This is a genomic window from Paraglaciecola sp. MB-3u-78 (genome assembly GCF_002835935.1).
Classification (GTDB): domain Bacteria; phylum Pseudomonadota; class Gammaproteobacteria; order Enterobacterales; family Alteromonadaceae; genus Paraglaciecola.
This window is the reverse complement of sequence record NZ_PJCF01000086.1, coordinates 363,169-380,159: the sequence shown is the minus strand read 5'-3', so window position 1 is coordinate 380,159 and position 16,991 is coordinate 363,169. Positions and strand designations below refer to the sequence as shown.

The window sequence follows — 16,991 nt, the reverse complement described above, 5'->3', positions numbered from 1 at the left end:
GCAGCAGATTGGAGATGTAATGTAATGAAATCTAATAGAACGGCAATTTCAAATGACCTCGCAGTCAAAAAAATTGACCGATTACAGACTATTTTAGATTCAGTCTCAAGTGTCATACTTGAGATATCTGCAAAGGGCGACATTCTGTATGCCAATCAGGCCGCGGTGAAAATGTTTGGTTATTCCCAAGCAGAATTCAAAAGCAGGTGTGTCGCTGATTTGGTTCCCGAAAGATATAATCAAGGGCACCAAAAATACCTCAATCCTTTCTTCAAAGTAAACATTGAACAATCTATGGTTGACGTTGACGTTGAAATTGAAGGAAAATTCATACCCGTATTACATAAAAGTGGCCAAGAATTACTTGTCACTATAGATTTAAAACCATCTGTTATTAGCCTACAAAATTCAGTTATCGCTACCCTCTATGAGGCGTCAAAATTAAAAAGCGCACAAGACAAATTAGACAATAGTAACGAGCGTCTTAAAGTGGCAAAGGAAGCCGCACACATAGGTGTATTTGAGTTAAACGTTAAAACTGGCCAATTGATTTGGGACACGCAGATGTTTCTGCTTTATGACCGTGATCCTAGCACATTTAGTGGAACTGTCTCTGAATGGAAAGACTCGTTACATCCACAAGATAGACAGAAAGCGTTAGAAACAATTGAGGTAACCATAGAGAAAAAGAAAAAATTTGATACCGCTTTTAGAATAATGACAGCAGACAAAAAAATTCGCTATATAAAGGCTTACGGGCATCCAATTATCAATAACGACGGGCAAGTCGGCAAAATTATCGGTGTAAACTACGATCTAACCGAGAACTTTACGGTTGAAGAAAATCTTAAGCAAAGTCTAAAAGAAAATCGCGTCTTGGCCAAGGTGACTGAAGAATCGTTTAATGCAGTGGTATTAACCGATCAACAAGGCAAAATCACTTGGGTTAATAAGATGTTTACCCAGATCAGTGGGTACACCATAACCGAAGTGAAAGGTTTGACGCCAGGCTCTGTATTACAAGGTAAAGATACCGCTCATCAAACCATTAGCGAGTTCAGCACAGCGCTTAAAAATGAACAAAATATTGATGTAGACATATTAAATTACCACAAAGATGGCACCACTTATTGGGTGCGAGTTATTTGTCAGCCGTTATATGAGCAAAATCAGCTTATTGGGTTTATGGCCATTCAAAATGACATAACCGAGATGAAAAAACTTGAGCAAGAGCGTCAATTAGAGCGGGAACTCTTAAATTGGAGCGGTGACATGGCAAAACTTGGAGGTTGGGAACTCAACTTACAGAATAATCAAGTTATATGGTCTGATGTGGTATACAACATTCATGAATTACCTATTGGCTCTGAGGTTGATCTAGAAAACGCGATTAACTTTTATGCACCTGAAGCGAGACCAATTATTCAACAGGCAATTGCTTTAGCGATAGAAGACGGCACACCATGGGATATCCAAACGCCTTTGACCACAGCCAAAGGCAATGAAATTTGGGTCCGCGCTGTTGGTACGGCAGTGTTTACTCACGGTGTTGTGACATCTTTAAAGGGGGCCTTTCAAGATATCACTCAGCTTAAGCTTGCCGAAGAACTGGCTATTGAGGCCAGTCATGCTAAAAGTGATTTTTTAGCCAATATGAGTCATGAAATCCGTACACCTTTAAATGGTATTTTGGGTATGAACGATTTACTGATGAATTCAAACCTCGACGATAGTCAGCGTCACTTTGCGCAGCTAATCAAAGTCAGTAGCCATTCATTGCTACACTTAATTAATGATATTTTAGACTTTTCAAAAATTGAGGCGGGCAAACTCAAGATTGAATCGCAAAATATCAACTTGTACACTTTACTCGGCGACATAATTGACTCAATGGCTGCACGTGCTCAAGACAAACATCTTGAACTGGTATTGGATATTGCCCCCACATTGCCTCGATGGGTAAAAATTGATCCAGACAGAGTGAAGCAAGTGTTGATTAACTTACTGGGCAACGCGATTAAGTTTACAAAGCAAGGCGAGATTATATTAAGAGTTGAGAGCAGCGACGAATGCTTAAAATTTTCGGTTATTGATACCGGCTGCGGCATTCCCGAGGACAAACAAGCAAAACTTTTCTCTAAATTTATGCAAGTTGATAGTTCCAGCACTCGCCAGCACGGTGGCACAGGATTAGGCTTAGCGATCAGTAAGCAATTAAGCGAGATGATGGGGGGGGGAATTACGCTTCAAAGTGTTTGGCAGAAAGGTTCTACTTTTTGCTGTACTGTTAAATTTAAACCTTCTAACCAAACATCTGCCGCAACAACTAAAAGTATATTTGCCTCCCTATCCGGAAAAAGGTTACTTGTTGTAGACTCCAAAGCAAGTGTGCGCCAGTCGGTGGAAAATTTTCTAATACAAAGTGGCATCGAAGTGCAATCTGTGAGTAATGCACCAGAGACTATCAAGGCTTTGAGACAAGCCCAAGACATTGAACAACCTATTGATTATGTTCTCATTGACTTAGAACTAACGGGTATGAATGGTCTAGAACTCAGCAAAGCGATCCGCTCGGACTCACGCTTTTCTGATATATTTATCATTTTAATGACAGCACAAGTAGAGGGGGCTAATACGGTTCAAAGCATCCCTACCAAAATATCTGGTTATCTTTCAAAACCCCTTAAACCCGATGCACTTATTGAAGTACTCCTCGCACCTCAATATTCAGAGTCTAGTGCTGATAAAACGCAATTACGTAGAATTAATCCATCCGAAACCGATGCTCAGAAAAAACCCAACATTTTAGTGGTCGAAGATAACTATATTAATCAGCAAGTTATTATGGAAATGCTGAAAAACCTGAATTGTCATTGCCACCTTGCCGAAAATGGTCAAGAAGCCTTAAATATGCTTAAGAGCCATACCGAATCATTTGATTTGATTTTAATGGACTGCCAAATGCCGATAATGAATGGTTACGATGCGACTAAGCACATTCGAGCAAACAAAGATGGGCAGTTTGATGAGAACATTCTTATCATTGCCTCAACAGCGAATGCAATGAAAGGTGATGATGTTAAATGCTTTGAAGCGGGAATGAACGACTATTTAACCAAACCCATCTTATCGGAACAATTAGCTAAAATGTTATACAAGTGGGTGTTTATTGAAAAGCGACGTTAAGGTGGGTTGGATGAGAATCATTGAAATTAATAAAACCCGTTATCGGCGGCATTTAAACCTTGTCATAGCGGGCTGTATCTGCGGCTTGATAATCGGTAGTTTAGCTATTTCACAAACGCTTATCGGTTTATTTCCCGATCCAAGCGGTAGTCACTTTAATTGGAACTTATTAGGTGTTGTGACTGCCAGTGTGACGATTGCTTGGTTACTCAATAAATACCGAAGTCACGACTTTATGACCGAAGTAGTGTACGTATGGGAGTTAAAACAAACGCTTAATAAAATAAATCGCAAAATGCCTAAGCTTAAAGCTGCTAGTCTCAAAGGCAATGCAGATGCGTTATTGGCGATTCATTATAGTTACGCAGGATCACGCTTATTATGGACACTCGACGATAACACCATTGTTATGGATGAGTTGATTACTCAACAAGCAGAGCTTGATAATACAGCCGCAAGCTATCATTTAACCTTAAATGCAGATGATTACGATGCAGCTATTTTGAAGCAATTTTAAACCTAATAAAAAGTTAGATTGCTAATCAGATATAGCCAAACCTAACGCAAATATGAGTACTAAGAAAATCAGCTACACTGCAGCTTAGTACTCTTCGTCAATGGCTTTAAGCTTTTTAATAAATTTTTCGCAATGTTCTTCTTTTTCATAGTTGAAATGGTACTGATTGTGAAAACCGAAATTTAATTGTACCTGCGCATCTTCAACGAACAACGTGTAACCATCAAAATCGGTATACACTTTAATACCCATCAGAAAATGTTCTTCACCTTTCTTTTCACCATGCTGAATAATTTTATCAAATACGCTTAATATAAATTTGCTGTCGATGTCATTTTTCAACGTTCTACTCCAAAGTAAATTATTACATAATATTACGTAAAATTGCGTTGTTAAGCCCATTATGTAAATTAACTTAGCATTATCATTAAACTGACTTTAATGATACCAATGACGTATAAAATTTTATATCTTAAGTGTTGTCATGTCTGGGTTGAATTTCTTAAGGTATTTTTATATTAAAACCAACACCGCTACCCAAAAGGCCTCTTACTTAGACGCTGCTAAATTATTTTATGATAATAGATTATTAGATTACTGCCTTCGTGGCGCGCAGTGGCACCTGAAAGATTACATTTAGAAGTAACAGAGTCGACCTTTGTTGAAAACAAAGCCAAAATCCGCCAGCAGTTGGAGCAGATTCAAGCCCGAAACATTGGCGTATCAACAGACGACTTTGGCACGGGCTATTCTTCCTTGTCGCTGCTTCAATCTTTACCAGTTAACTACGTAAAAATAGACAAGCCTTTTGTGGATAACATTGAAGGAAAAGGGGAAGCTATTATTTGAGCTACACTATTTATAGCCCGCGAATTAAATTGTAAGACGAAGACTTAATCGTTTGGCAAAACCCCATCACTAGTATTTTTTCTTAAACCTGTATGTAACTTTCTATAGGTGATTTTAATTTGTCACTAATCAGGGCAAAATACCCCTTTTTGTAATGAGATAACTTATCCATGGCGCAACTTTACTTCTATTATTCGGCGATGAACGCAGGCAAATCTACTTCTTTGCTGCAGTCAGCTTACAATTATGCCGAAAGAGGCATGAATGCTGAAATTTTTACTGCTGCATTAGACAATAGGTATGGTGAAGGCAAAGTAGCTTCCAGAATAGGTCTTGAATCGGCAGCACACCTGTTTACTCCTGAAACCGACATGCAATCTGCTATAGAAGCGCTAGTGGCCGAAAAAAAGGTTAATTGTCTGTTTATTGATGAAGCGCAATTTTTAACTAAGCAACAAGTAAAACAATTGATTTATGTGGTCGACAACCTCAACATTCCTGTATTGGCATATGGCCTACGAACAGACTTTTTAGCAGAAACCTTTGAGGGTAGCCGCTACCTTTTAGCATGGGCTGACAAACTGATAGAGTTGAAAACCATCTGCCATTGCGGGCGAAAAGCTGCATTTGTGGTCAGAATAGATGAAAATGGACAAGTGGTAAAAGAAGGCGAACAAGTAGAAGTGGGCGGAAATGATAAATACGAATCGATGTGCAGACAACACTTTGCAGAGCTTGTTTGGTAAATCTACCTCATCATTTTAGATGTAAAAAAAAGCAAACAGCCTTGAGCCTATAAACAGCCTTGAGCTTAATAGAAATTCACTGTTTGCTTTTTTTATAACACTTAACTTTTTATCAATATTTTTTATTTTGCAGATTTTTCTGAGATGTAGCTCATCACGTTAGTTGCTTCTCGCGACTGAAAGAATTCACTTAAGCTTTCTCCGGCACATGTCACATTGTCGGCATCAAGTACTTTTTCTATCACTTCTTGCTTAGAAAAGCCTAAGCGACCGATTTGACTGCTAACTGCGCGTTTAAACAAACCAACGTTATTTGTTACTGCAGATTTGCAGAAGTTTTTAAAGTTTCTGTCACCTACAAATTTATATTTGCTGGTTGATGCTGTTTCAACAGTTGCTTCATTACCCGTTAAATAATCAGCAACATCATGAGAGCCACGCGAGGTAGAAAACGCCACTAAATTTTGGCCTGCACATTGGAAATGCTCACCATTCGCTAAAAGGGATATCATTTTATCTTTGCTAGTACTTAAACGAAAACCGTGTTGCTTAACGTTCTTTTTAAATAAATCTAAATCGTTGGTAGCAGCAGCTTGGCAAAGTTCAGCGTATTGCGTGTCACCCACAAATTTAAAGTTGTTCGCACTCTTTAATGATGCACTTGCGTTGAATGACAATGTCGCGGTACAAACTGCAGTTAATAGTAACTTTTTCATAATAACACCTCAGTAATTTAACTTGTTTCAAAACGGTAGGTGAGTTTATTGCCTCAACCTGATGATATGAATTGTAATTAAATTACAAAAAAACATTGTTTTTTTTGTGAGAACATTTGATTAATAAATTGTAAACGGCATTAAAACACAAAAGAAAATCACACAAGCTATTGTTTTAATTATCTTTATAATATTTAATTATTCCCTTATTATATTTTTATATGCTAAATAGATATAAACAAAGTGTAATTTAATTACAAATAAAGGTTTTTCATTACAGTTGGTTTTAATTATTGTTCTGACTGGCGATATGAGATGCAGTACTGAAAGTTATTCACAAAAAAAGCCCATGAGGACTTTTTTTGTTTTCATAAAATAATAATCCTGTCTAAGGACGAAGTGCTTTTTCACCTCTGGCTAATCCACAAACCCCCGTTCTTGAGGCTTCGATAATCTCTGTGCTTTGACTCATTGTATGTGCGAAAGCATCTAACTTATCACTGGTACCTGTCACCTGGATTGTGTAGTTATTCGCATCTACGTCAACAATTTGTGCCCTAAATATATCAACATTACGTTTAACCTCTGCACGAACCAGATCACTTCGGGTGGCGACTTTCACCAACATCAACTCTCGTTCAACATGATGGCCATCAGACAAATCAGTCACTTTTAACACATCAATCAATTTGTTGACTTGTTTGGTGATCTGCTCAATAACTTTATCATCGCCATGAGTAACAATAGTCAAACGTGACAAACTCTTGTCATCTGTTGGTGCTACGCATAAAGAGTCGACATTGTATCCACGTTGCGAAAATACGCCCACTATACGTGACAGCGAACCCGGGGCGTTTTCCATTAATACAGAAATAATTCTTCTCATTATGTGCGCTCCGTCTTACTTAATCGCATATCATCCATTGCACCAAATTTTATTTGCATGGGATAAACGTGCTCGTTTTGGTCTATTTCGATGTCCATAAATACTAATCTGTCTTTGGCAGCAAAACATTTAGCCATTGCTGCATCTAACTCTTCTGGCTTAGTTACCTTGATACCAATATGACCATAGGCTTCTGCTAATTTAACAAAGTCAGGCATTGCATCCATGTAAGAACTAGAGTGGCGACCTTTGTAATTCATATCTTGCCATTGACGCACCATGCCTAGAGCTCGGTTATTTAAAGATATAATCTTGATAGGTAAATTGTACTGCATACACGTGGCCAGCTCTTGGATATTCATTTGAATACTACCGTCACCCGTGACCACAGCAGAGACGGCTTCAGGATGCGCCATTTGCACACCCATAGCTGCCGGCAAACCAAAGCCCATGGTGCCTAATCCACCTGAGTTAATCCAACGCCTAGGTTTAGCAAAGGGATAATAAAGCGCAGCAAACATCTGGTGCTGCCCTACGTCAGAGCTAATATATGCATCACCATTAGTATGTTTGTATAAAGACTCGATCACTTCTTGTGGCTTAATTAAATTTTTATCTTTTTTATAATCTAAACATTTACGAGATCGCCACTGATTGACCTGCTCCCACCAATCGGCAAGTTTAGCTGTTTGTGCCTTGGCATCAATTTTACCCATCTCTTTAAGAAGCTGTTTAGCGACTTCATCAACGCTACCCACTACAGGAACATGCGCCCCTATAATTTTAGAAATAGATGCAGGGTCAATATCAACATGAATAATACTTGCATAGGGACAAAATTTATCCACATTATTCGTCACACGATCATCAAAACGTGCGCCTAAAGCTAAGATACAATCTGCGTTATGCATGGCTTTATTCGCTTCTAGTCTACCGTGCATACCTAACATGCCTACGAACTGCTCGTGTACAGATGAAAAGGCACCTAGCCCCATCAATGTCGATGTCACAGGAGCGTTGAGTTTTTCGGCAATCTCAGTGACTAACTCACTGGCTTCAGAAGTAATTGCCCCACCACCTACGTAGATAATTGGGCGTTTTGCTTCTAACAAGGTTTTGACAGCTTTCTTAATCTGTCTGCTATGCCCTTTAAGCGTAGGATTATACGAGCGCATAGTGACATCATCAGGAAATTGGTAAGGATGCTCTTCTAAAACATTCACTATATCTTTAGGTAAATCCACCACCACTGGGCCTGGACGACCTGTATTAGCAATGTAATATGCCTTGGCAATGGCTTCAGGAATATCGACCGCACGTTTAACCAGAAAGCTATGTTTAACGATAGGCCTAGAACAGCCCACCATGTCTGTTTCTTGAAATGCGTCTTCGCCAATGTGCTTCGAAGGCACTTGACCCGACAACACCACCATTGGAATAGAATCCATAAATGCAGTAGCAATACCCGTTAATGTATTGGTTGCACCTGGTCCTGATGTGACTAATACGGTACCTGTTTTCCCCGTTGATCTGGCGTAACCATCCGCCATATGGGCTGCAGCTTGTTCATGACGGACGAGGATATGTTCGACATCTTCTTGCGCATATAACGCATCATAAATATCAAGTACGGCACCACCTGGATAACCGAACACATGTTTTACCCCTATATCTTTTAGCGTTCGCACAACCATTGCGGCGCCTGACATCATCTCCATCAGAATCACTCCAGAAATATATAATTTTAAATGAACGGGCACTATACGTGAGCGATTAGAAAATTTAAACATGAAAACAGACAAAAGTGAGACATTCATCCTAATATAGACATATATTAGGATGAAACTACTAATGAAGAGTATTTATATACAGAATATTAGGATGAAATTACATTTTATTAACAAGTTATCTATTCATCTTCGATTTCAACTTCAATATCATCTTGTTCAATCGTCACTGTATCGTCCTCATCATCCACAACCTCAGCAATTGTTGGACGATGGTTACCATACACACTTCCCGGTCTAGTGCGGTTAATTTGTTTTTGATATTTAACCCACGCTTTTTCTGCCAATCCTTCAGGCTCTTTATTACCAAAAGCGGCAGCCAACAATCCATCATCCTCACTACTTTGGGATTGAATCTGGCCATCGACTAAAGCTGCAATCAAGCAACCATATTGAGTTAAAGCTTTACTTTCGTTGATAGAAAAATCTCCAGAACGAGAAAAACCGTAAGGATAATTTTTCGCATCGCTGAACATACGATTGACTAAGGAATCTCTGCTAAGTTTTGCCATCACAACACCCATAAAAAATAAGTTAACAAGATTAATGATCATTGGTTTAATAAAGACGTTATCTGAAAAGATAAATACGCTAGCGTTAACGTCTTAATTAACTTGCTTTATAATTTAAAACAAAAATCTGTCAACTGTTTTTGTATGAATTTTACAATTCACATGCTGAATATTACTAATGAGTCTTAAAGCTAATACAAACCTTTATAAATCACATATAAGCTAAGATTTAACTAATGTTATCTTTTAGGCACCCATGCCCAAATCATTTCACATTCTACCGGCTCGATGCCTGTGGCATCGGTGACTTGAACTTTGACGCTCACCTCACCTTTTTCTGCTGTTTGCATCAAGGCAATTTGTTCGTCTGTTAAGCTAGCTACAGCCGTCATGTCACCTGTCGCACGTTTGACATAATGTAAGTCCATACGTTTAATCAAAGGCAATTTATCTCCTGGCAAATTAATCCCAACAATAAAACCAGTACATGACTCAGCCAACAACGCCATATTAGCCGCAAGTTTGACTTTGTAACGGAACACCTAGATCATTAAAAAAGAGCTAACCAGCCAGGATACTGGTTAACTTTATCAACAAACTTTCGAATGGGATTTTTACGAATATGATGCACACTCAATCTGATTTGACCAGTAAGAGAGTCTGCCAATAAGTAACAGCACTTACGAACTATTTTCTTGATGGATTTTAAGAAATAGGAATGTTTTGCGATTCGAAGTACTGTTCTAATTCGTCTGTAAAGGGCTTAAACTGCCTCCAGCGACCAATAGATTTGGCATTGATCGGCTCCCTTACCTGCACCTTACTGGCTGTCGATACGGGTGCTTTATTTTGCTCTGCGTGCAAACACTGCGCTTGCCAGTCCAAACCACAAAAGTCAATCAAGCCTCGAATTTCCTTCTCTGGTTCGGCTACCAATTGCTCATAGTTAAGCAACTTGAAATTATATTCATTGATATCGCTCCAAGAGTGGGCAAGGCGATAGAATTCCTGGTAAAAATGACCAATATTCATCAAGTCATAAGCATATGAGAAGTATGGACTGTTGATCGAGAATAATTGTCTGAAGTTACCCACGCAGGTATCCATAGGATTGCGTAGTAAACAGATAATCTTGGCGTTGGGTAAAGCCCGGCGGATCAAACTTATATAGAAAAAGTTAAATGGTAGCTTGTCCACAAAGTGTTTAGAGTTTCCCGAAACCGCTTGAGTTCGTTCAATGTAACGCTGGCCTAAGGCGCTAAAGTCTAGTGTCTGTGCTGCTTGAAGTGTTTCAACATCCAATACCTTCTGTGAGGATGTTTTTGTTAATTCCTTAACGGCCACGCCAAAGTCCTGCAATTCTCCACAAGATGTTACATCACTATGACTACTGATGATCCGCTCAACTAGAGTGGTTCCTGAGCGGGGCATGCCGATCACAAAAATGGGCTTGTCAGAAGTAAAGCCGGGCGGATGCGGCGAGTCATCTAACTTGTTCTTTCGCAGGCAATCAAACAGAACTTTGTCTTGGGAAAAGTGATAATCGATGCTACTTAACTTTTCCCGCTTTACCTCTGCCAAAGTTTGAAATGCCTTGTTGTACTGCCCTAAACCTTCATATTCTTTAGCTAAAGCGTGACCTATATGTAATGCAGCATCCGGCGCCAAACTCGTTTTAAAAAGCCCCTGGAGTCGTTCAACATGATTATGGTCTTGATTAACACCCCCCAAATCAGAGAGGGCAAAGTGAGCTTGATGATAGTCGGTTTTCAAAGAGATCGCTCGCTCAAAGGCCTCTCTTGCCTGCGTAAACTGGCCGTCAAATTTACTCGATACGGCATAGTTGTAATAGAAGGACGGGTTTGCCTTATCAAGGCTTAGCGCCTTTTGAAAGTAGCTTAAGGCTTGTTTATGTAAGCCTATCCGGCTTAATGAAACCCCCACTGTGTCGAGGGTAAGCGGCCTATTTATTTTCTCTACGGCCACGTATTTTATTGCGTCCAAGGCAGCAGCCACATTACCGACGATTGAATGACACCGTGCTAAATGGGCATGATATTCGAGCTGAGAGTCTAGGGAAATAGCCTTCTCAATGAGTTGGATCGCTTTATTAAATTGCCCCAACTCTGCATTAATGATACCCAATAAAAAATAAGCGTCAGCGTGGTCCCCTTGCCGCTTAATAAGCTCCACACAATATGCATGTGCCTTTAAATAATCCCTTTGGTTGATGGATTGTTGAGCTAGTTGATGTAGCTGGCTAAGTTCAGTCATAAAAAATTAACACCTAAAATAAAGGGCACATAACGTGCCCTTATTCTTTAATAGTGGAAGAAAAGTTACATTGAAAAATTGTATGTAAACTTCAAACCAATCTTGCGTGGTTGGATCAGGAAATGACCGTAGTTACGCATTAACTGCTCACCATTAGAGTTCATTTCTGAAAAACGCGCCAGACCGATATCACCTGTGTCACGACGAGTAGATGAAAAGGCGTATTTGTCGAACAAGTTGTCAACATATAAGGTCACCGCCCAGTCATCATCTGAAATTCTCGCGCTCATGTTACTCAAAGCATAACCAGGAAGCGCTTCACCGTCGGCTCGCAATCCCACTTTAGTATACACATCGCTCTGTGCAGTCAGACCATAGACTAGGTCTAGTAACTTCCCGTCCAAAACTTCCTGGGTATATTTTAATCCAAAAGAAAACTGACTTTCAGCAGAGCCTGGTAATCTATCTCCATCTTTACCATCATAAAAATCTTGAATTTCTGTACCTTGCTCGTCTACCACCTGGAACAAAAACGGGGCATCCGCGGTTAATTCTGCTTGCGTATAAGCGTAGGTAGCATAGGCAGTCAAGTCATCGGACAAAATAGCTCTCGTAGAAATTTCTACCCCGCGACTGTTAGCACCGTCTGCGTTAGCAGTAATGGGTTGCTGTCCATTTACGGTTGCACCACTGACCTGGGCATTATCCCAATCGACATTGAATAATGCAGCATTAAAATGTACTTTATTCTTCATCCAAGTACTTTTGAAACCCAATTCATAGTTTGTGGTCGTGTCTGCCTTATAAATAATTTCGTTAGGCAAAGCACATACAATCTGGTTTTCAATTTCATCAATATTAGCAGGACAAGCTGCTACACCGTTGGCCCCCCCTATACGAAAGCCTTCGCTGACAGTAAAATAGCCCATAACATCACGAGTGAATTGATAACTGGTATTGAATTTAAACAAATTTCCCGATTCACCTGCTTCTTCTGTAGAAAAGTCTAACTCAATTGAGTCAGAAGCTCTTCCATCGAAAACGGAGTAGAACAAAGGCAGATCAATTGCAGAGGTAGAAGTGACGTCATATTCGTAACGACGCAAGCCAACCGTAACATCCCAATCATCGCTAATGGCGTAGCTGATTTCACCGAACAGTGCCTTTTCGGTAGTTTCGTCAAAGCCAACCGATAAGTATTCTAGTGAATCAGGACGAAGATTCCCCTCTACACCCCATACATTAATGGCATACTCATCAAAACCTGGAGTGAATTCACGACTTTCATTATCCCCCTCAATTTTGTTATAAAAAGCACCTACTATCCAACTAAGGGCTGAATCCCCTTGAGACACTAAACGGATTTCCTGAGTAAGGATATCGGCATTATCTAGTTCTCTAGTAAAAGCCGTGAATGCGGGAAATTCTTCATAACTATAATCAAGACGAATTAACAAATCCGTTTGGTCGCGCTGACCAACAGCGTCAAAGCTAGATTTCCCGGTAGCAGAAACCAATTCAGCAAAGCCAAGATCAGCGGTTATTTCCAAGCTTAACAGAGTATCCTCTTTTTCCCGCGGCTCTTCGTAGCGATAAGCAGATTCATATTGGCCTATGACAGCTTGCAATGGGTTACTGTCTGCTAAAGCACCATAATGTACAATTGACCGACCTTCCACTTCCTGATTTTGATACAAATAACTCAAGGTCGCGTCAAACCAATCATTGGGTTGCCAGCGTAATGCGGCTTTGGCGGTTAGGGTATCTTCGCCATTGGCATCTTTCACTCGGCGCAGATTTGCGTCTACCTCTGACTGATTTGACCAATCAGGATCAGGCAAGGATACACCGCCTTCTCTTACAACATAGTTGTAATCGATAAAGCCGGGGTTATTCAGATAATTTAGCGACGCGCGAAAACCCAGAACATCATCAATTATCGGAGTGTTAAAAACAAAGCCCCCTTCACCGCCAATGCTATCACTCTCGGAAAGGGAAAATACATCTCCGTAAATCCTACCTTCTGTGATATCTAACTCGACCTTATTAGGAATATATCTTATTGCGCCACCCAGGGTACCTGCCCCATACAAAGTACCTTGCGGACCAATCAAGACTTCAACACGTTGGATATCATTCAAACGCATATTAATAAACAGGGGGATCTCGCCTACGTAGGTAGCAACCGTGCCGCCATCAGAGCCTGGTCCCGAGGAATTTGTATTAAGGCCACGCACAACGATCGGCGAATCACTTCGCCCACCTTGGTCGGTGACCGTCAAGCCCGGCACCCAGCGGGCCACATCGTCAAGGTCACCAATATTTTGCTCGGCTAATGTATCTGAGGTCAAGGCCGTGATGTTCAAAGGTGCATCTTGAACACTACCTGTGCGCCGAGTCGCAGTTATTTCAATTTTTTCAATTTGGTTTTCGGTGCTTTGAGCAATCGCCTGTGCGGGTATCAACGAAGACGATACCGCTATTGCCAATGCAGAGTAAGTAAACAGGTTTTTCTTGTGCGTAGTCATAGGTGTTTCCTCATTTTATATTTTATATTTTGATAAATGTTTTCCCTGAATAAATACTCTCCTCTGCCAATAGTCAGCAAAAATCACACCAAGTACAAGGACTAAATATATGAATTAAATGCAGTTTAGGCCTACAAAACGAATAGATATTCACTTTATATGCGGATATCAACTAAAAGTGGGATCTTCCAGTGCAGCAGCGCACTATCTTGGGCCGCATTGAGTGACCATAAATAAAATTATTTGGCGGTATGTCAGTTGATTACTAGATAATTAATGAAAAGGTACAATTCATCCCGATTATGAAGCAAAAATAGGATGAATATTTATTCAAAGTGAAAATAATGTATGAAAATGAAATAAAACTGCTAAATATCCAATTATTGAACAGGCATATTAGGAAGATCTGAAAATTAATTGATATTTTTACTTGAAGAGTAAATTTGGAGCAGGAAAGGAGAGCCGTAACCGTCAACCGCGTTGTCGTGTAACCTTTGGGGTCGCTTAAACGGTATACATTGAATTAAACTTTTACTAAATGTAAACATTGGAGCGGGAAACGAGATTTGTAACCGCCAACTGCGTTGCGCCAACCGCGTTGTCGTGTACCCTTGGGGTCGCTTGGACGGTAATGGATCATCTTAAAACATTGACACTTTGAATTTGGAGCGGGAAACGAGATTCGAACTCGCGACCCCAACCTTGGCAAGGTTGTGCTCTACCACTGAGCTATTCCCGCATAATGATATTGTACTTACGTACACTTTCTATGGTCATTGCCCAGTCCCTGAGCTACTACAAAATATGTCCTATATTTTGCCTTACAGGCCATCTTGCAGATGTTCAAAATTGTTCCAGACAATTTTGTATTTGAGGCGTCCTGCCTCCAACCTTACAGGCCATCTTGCAGATGTTCAAAATTGTTCCAGATAATTTTGTATTTGAGGCGTCCTGCCTCCAACCTTACGGCCATCTTGCAGATGTTCAAAATTGTTCCAGACAATTTTGTCCCGCATAATGATGTTCTCGCTCTAAGCTGTGGTTGCCTAAAGCGGAGGCGCATTCTACAAAAATAAGACTTCAATGCAAGCACTAAAGCCAAGTTTTATGATATTTTTTGCTAATCACGGCATATTGATGGAATAGCGAACAAATATTCATACGTGAAATTAAATAGTGAATACATGTTGGCGGTAATAAACCATTTCGGCGATAGACTCCCGAATATCATCCAGCGCTAGATGCACACCTTTTTTGTGAAAACCATCAAGTAATTCAGGTTTCCACCGTCGAACTAGCTCTTTAATTGTACTGACATCAATATTTCTGTAATGAAAGTATGCTTCAAGCTCAGACATGTACTTGACTAAAAAGCGGCGATCTTGGCCTATTGTGTTGCCACATAATGGAGATATGCCCTTAGGTACAAAACCTTGCAAAAATAAGATGGTTTGTTCAACAGCTTGTTGTTCGGTGACATCACTATCGCGACAGCGTTTGGTAAGACCTGATTTACCATGGGTATCTGTGCACCATTGATCCATACCATTGAGTACATCATCTGACTGATAAATGGCTAACACTGGCCCTTCAGCCAATATATTAAGATCCTTATCCGTCACTATGGTAGCAATTTCCAAAACCACATCGGTCTCGGGCTCTAGCCCTGTCATTTCCATATCGATCCAAACTAAATTTTCGTTATTTACTGACATACAGACTCCTAGATGAAAATTATCGTGGGAACATCAAATACATTAATAATTTGGTATCCACCGCTTCAAACGTTAATATGATACTAGAAATAGTATTAATTACAGCAAAGATAAAACGTGGCTAAAAAACCAAAGTTAACAGACAGGCAGAAACGACAAGTCTCAGTAAACCGCTCAAAGCGTATTTCAAGCGGTGTCAAATCTAACGAGATTGAAGATAATCAGTTTGCTGAACAACAAAGTGGACGAGTAATTGGCCGATTTGGTAAACATGCAGATGTTGAAGACCATGCTGGCGTTGTACACAGATGTCATATGCGACGTACCATTAATAGTGTGGTGTGTGGCGACGACGTGTTGTTTAGACCGGGAAAAGATCAGTCTTTAACTATCAGCGGTATCATTGAAATTGTCCAAGATAGGAAATCCGTTCTCACTCGCCCAGATTTTTATGATGGGGTGAAACCTGTTGCGGCTAACATCGATCAGATAATCATCGTCAGTTCGGTTTTACCTAGTTTGTCTCTGAATATTATCGACAGATATTTAGTTGCTGCAGAAGACGTGGAAATTACGCCCGTAATATTATTAAACAAAGTCGAATTACTTGACTCACAACAACTTGATGAAGTAGAAACTCAGCTTAATATTTATCGCGATATTGGCTACCAGATTGTCTATACCAGTTGTAAAACAATGACTGGCCTTGATGAACTTGCGATATGCTTAAAAGATAAGGTCAGTGTATTTGTTGGCCAGTCAGGCGTAGGAAAATCAAGTCTAATTAATGAGTTATTACCCGAAGCAGACGAAATCATTGGCGACATATCCAACAATTCAGGGCTAGGCCAGCACACCACTACCACAGCAAAACTACTGCACTTTCCTGCTGGCGGTGATTTGATTGATTCCCCTGGGGTACGTGAATTTGCCTTATGGCATCTGCCTGTAGAAAGGCTGACGAATGGGTTTAGGGAATTCAGAGACTATTTAGGTGGCTGTAAATTTCGAGATTGTAAGCATGGTAATGATCCTGGTTGCCTAATTAAAGCGGCAGTTGAAGACGGTAAAATAAGCCCACAACGTTATCAAAGTTATCATAAAATATTGTTGAATATGGACGAGCTACGCCCAGCACATACAAAGGTGTGATGTCCCTCAATTTAAGCATAAATTTCGCCTTCAAAATCTACTAGCATATAGCCTATTAGACTTAGTTTAGAGCAAACTACTAAGATTATTACGGTACAATTCTTGGTGGTAAAGTTAGATTAT

The 16,991-nt window shown here is 40.0% G+C and carries 12 protein-coding genes, 1 tRNA gene and 2 pseudogenes; 5 read left to right on the top strand and 10 right to left on the bottom strand.

What is annotated here, in order from left to right; translation table 11 throughout:
* Positions 1 to 24 precede the first annotated feature (24 nt).
* Positions 25 to 3,186 carry a response regulator gene (locus tag CXF95_RS28020; RefSeq protein ID WP_101201678.1) on the top strand — a complete coding sequence of 1,054 codons (3,162 nt, stop codon included), beginning with the start codon at positions 25 to 27 and terminating at the stop codon, positions 3,184 to 3,186.
* A 10-nt stretch (positions 3,187 to 3,196) separates the two neighbouring features.
* A complete protein-coding gene (locus CXF95_RS28015; RefSeq protein ID WP_101201677.1) occupies positions 3,197 to 3,703 on the top strand; it encodes a DUF3087 domain-containing protein in 507 nt (168 codons plus the stop codon).
* 84 nt (positions 3,704 to 3,787) lie between these two features.
* Here CXF95_RS28015 and CXF95_RS28010 read toward each other — a convergent pair whose 3' ends face one another.
* On the bottom strand, positions 3,788 to 4,045 hold the full coding sequence (locus tag CXF95_RS28010) for a DUF3081 domain-containing protein (RefSeq protein WP_101201676.1): 258 nt from the start codon (positions 4,043 to 4,045) through the stop codon (positions 3,788 to 3,790).
* 273 nt (positions 4,046 to 4,318) lie between these two features.
* Here CXF95_RS28010 and CXF95_RS31280 point away from each other — a divergent pair.
* Positions 4,319 to 4,638: pseudogene (locus CXF95_RS31280) on the top strand (EAL domain-containing protein); the annotation flags it as partial.
* An 84-nt stretch (positions 4,639 to 4,722) separates the two neighbouring features.
* A complete protein-coding gene (locus tag CXF95_RS28000) occupies positions 4,723 to 5,298 on the top strand; it encodes a thymidine kinase (protein ID WP_101201675.1) in 576 nt (191 codons plus the stop codon).
* A 122-nt stretch (positions 5,299 to 5,420) separates the two neighbouring features.
* On the opposite strand, the gene CXF95_RS27995 is transcribed toward CXF95_RS28000, so the two are convergent.
* The 9 genes and pseudogenes from CXF95_RS27995 to orn form a co-directional block, all read right to left on the bottom strand.
* Positions 5,421 to 6,014 (bottom strand): hypothetical protein, encoded by a 594-nt coding sequence (locus CXF95_RS27995; protein ID WP_101201674.1) that lies wholly within the window; start codon positions 6,012 to 6,014, stop codon positions 5,421 to 5,423.
* A gap of 388 nt (positions 6,015 to 6,402) precedes the next feature.
* Complete coding sequence (ilvN, locus tag CXF95_RS27990; protein WP_101201673.1) at positions 6,403 to 6,900, bottom strand: acetolactate synthase small subunit; 498 nt, start codon at positions 6,898 to 6,900, stop codon at positions 6,403 to 6,405.
* Entirely contained in the window at positions 6,900 to 8,618 is a 1,719-nt protein-coding gene (locus CXF95_RS27985; RefSeq protein WP_101201672.1) for an acetolactate synthase 3 large subunit, read from the bottom strand. The genes ilvN and CXF95_RS27985 overlap by 1 nt, the downstream gene beginning before the upstream one ends.
* A gap of 191 nt (positions 8,619 to 8,809) precedes the next feature.
* Positions 8,810 to 9,199 (bottom strand): DUF413 domain-containing protein, encoded by a 390-nt coding sequence (maoP, locus tag CXF95_RS27980; RefSeq protein WP_101201714.1) that lies wholly within the window; start codon positions 9,197 to 9,199, stop codon positions 8,810 to 8,812.
* Between the two features lie 239 nt (positions 9,200 to 9,438).
* Positions 9,439 to 9,821: pseudogene (locus CXF95_RS27975) on the bottom strand (DUF4442 domain-containing protein).
* Positions 9,822 to 9,904: 83 nt separating this feature from the next.
* Positions 9,905 to 11,473: a sulfotransferase gene (locus CXF95_RS27970; protein WP_101201671.1), complete on the bottom strand. Its 1,569-nt coding sequence runs from the start codon at positions 11,471 to 11,473 to the stop codon at positions 9,905 to 9,907.
* Positions 11,474 to 11,538: 65 nt separating this feature from the next.
* A complete protein-coding gene (locus tag CXF95_RS27965) occupies positions 11,539 to 14,001 on the bottom strand; it encodes a TonB-dependent receptor (protein ID WP_101201670.1) in 2,463 nt (820 codons plus the stop codon).
* Between the two features lie 664 nt (positions 14,002 to 14,665).
* A tRNA-Gly gene (locus CXF95_RS27960) sits at positions 14,666 to 14,740 on the bottom strand.
* A 430-nt stretch (positions 14,741 to 15,170) separates the two neighbouring features.
* Positions 15,171 to 15,716 (bottom strand): oligoribonuclease, encoded by a 546-nt coding sequence (orn, locus tag CXF95_RS27955; RefSeq protein WP_101201669.1) that lies wholly within the window; start codon positions 15,714 to 15,716, stop codon positions 15,171 to 15,173.
* 117 nt (positions 15,717 to 15,833) lie between these two features.
* Here orn and rsgA point away from each other — a divergent pair, with 117 nt between their 5' ends.
* On the top strand, positions 15,834 to 16,868 hold the full coding sequence (rsgA, locus tag CXF95_RS27950) for a small ribosomal subunit biogenesis GTPase RsgA (protein WP_101201668.1): 1,035 nt from the start codon (positions 15,834 to 15,836) through the stop codon (positions 16,866 to 16,868).
* Positions 16,869 to 16,991 lie beyond the last annotated feature (123 nt).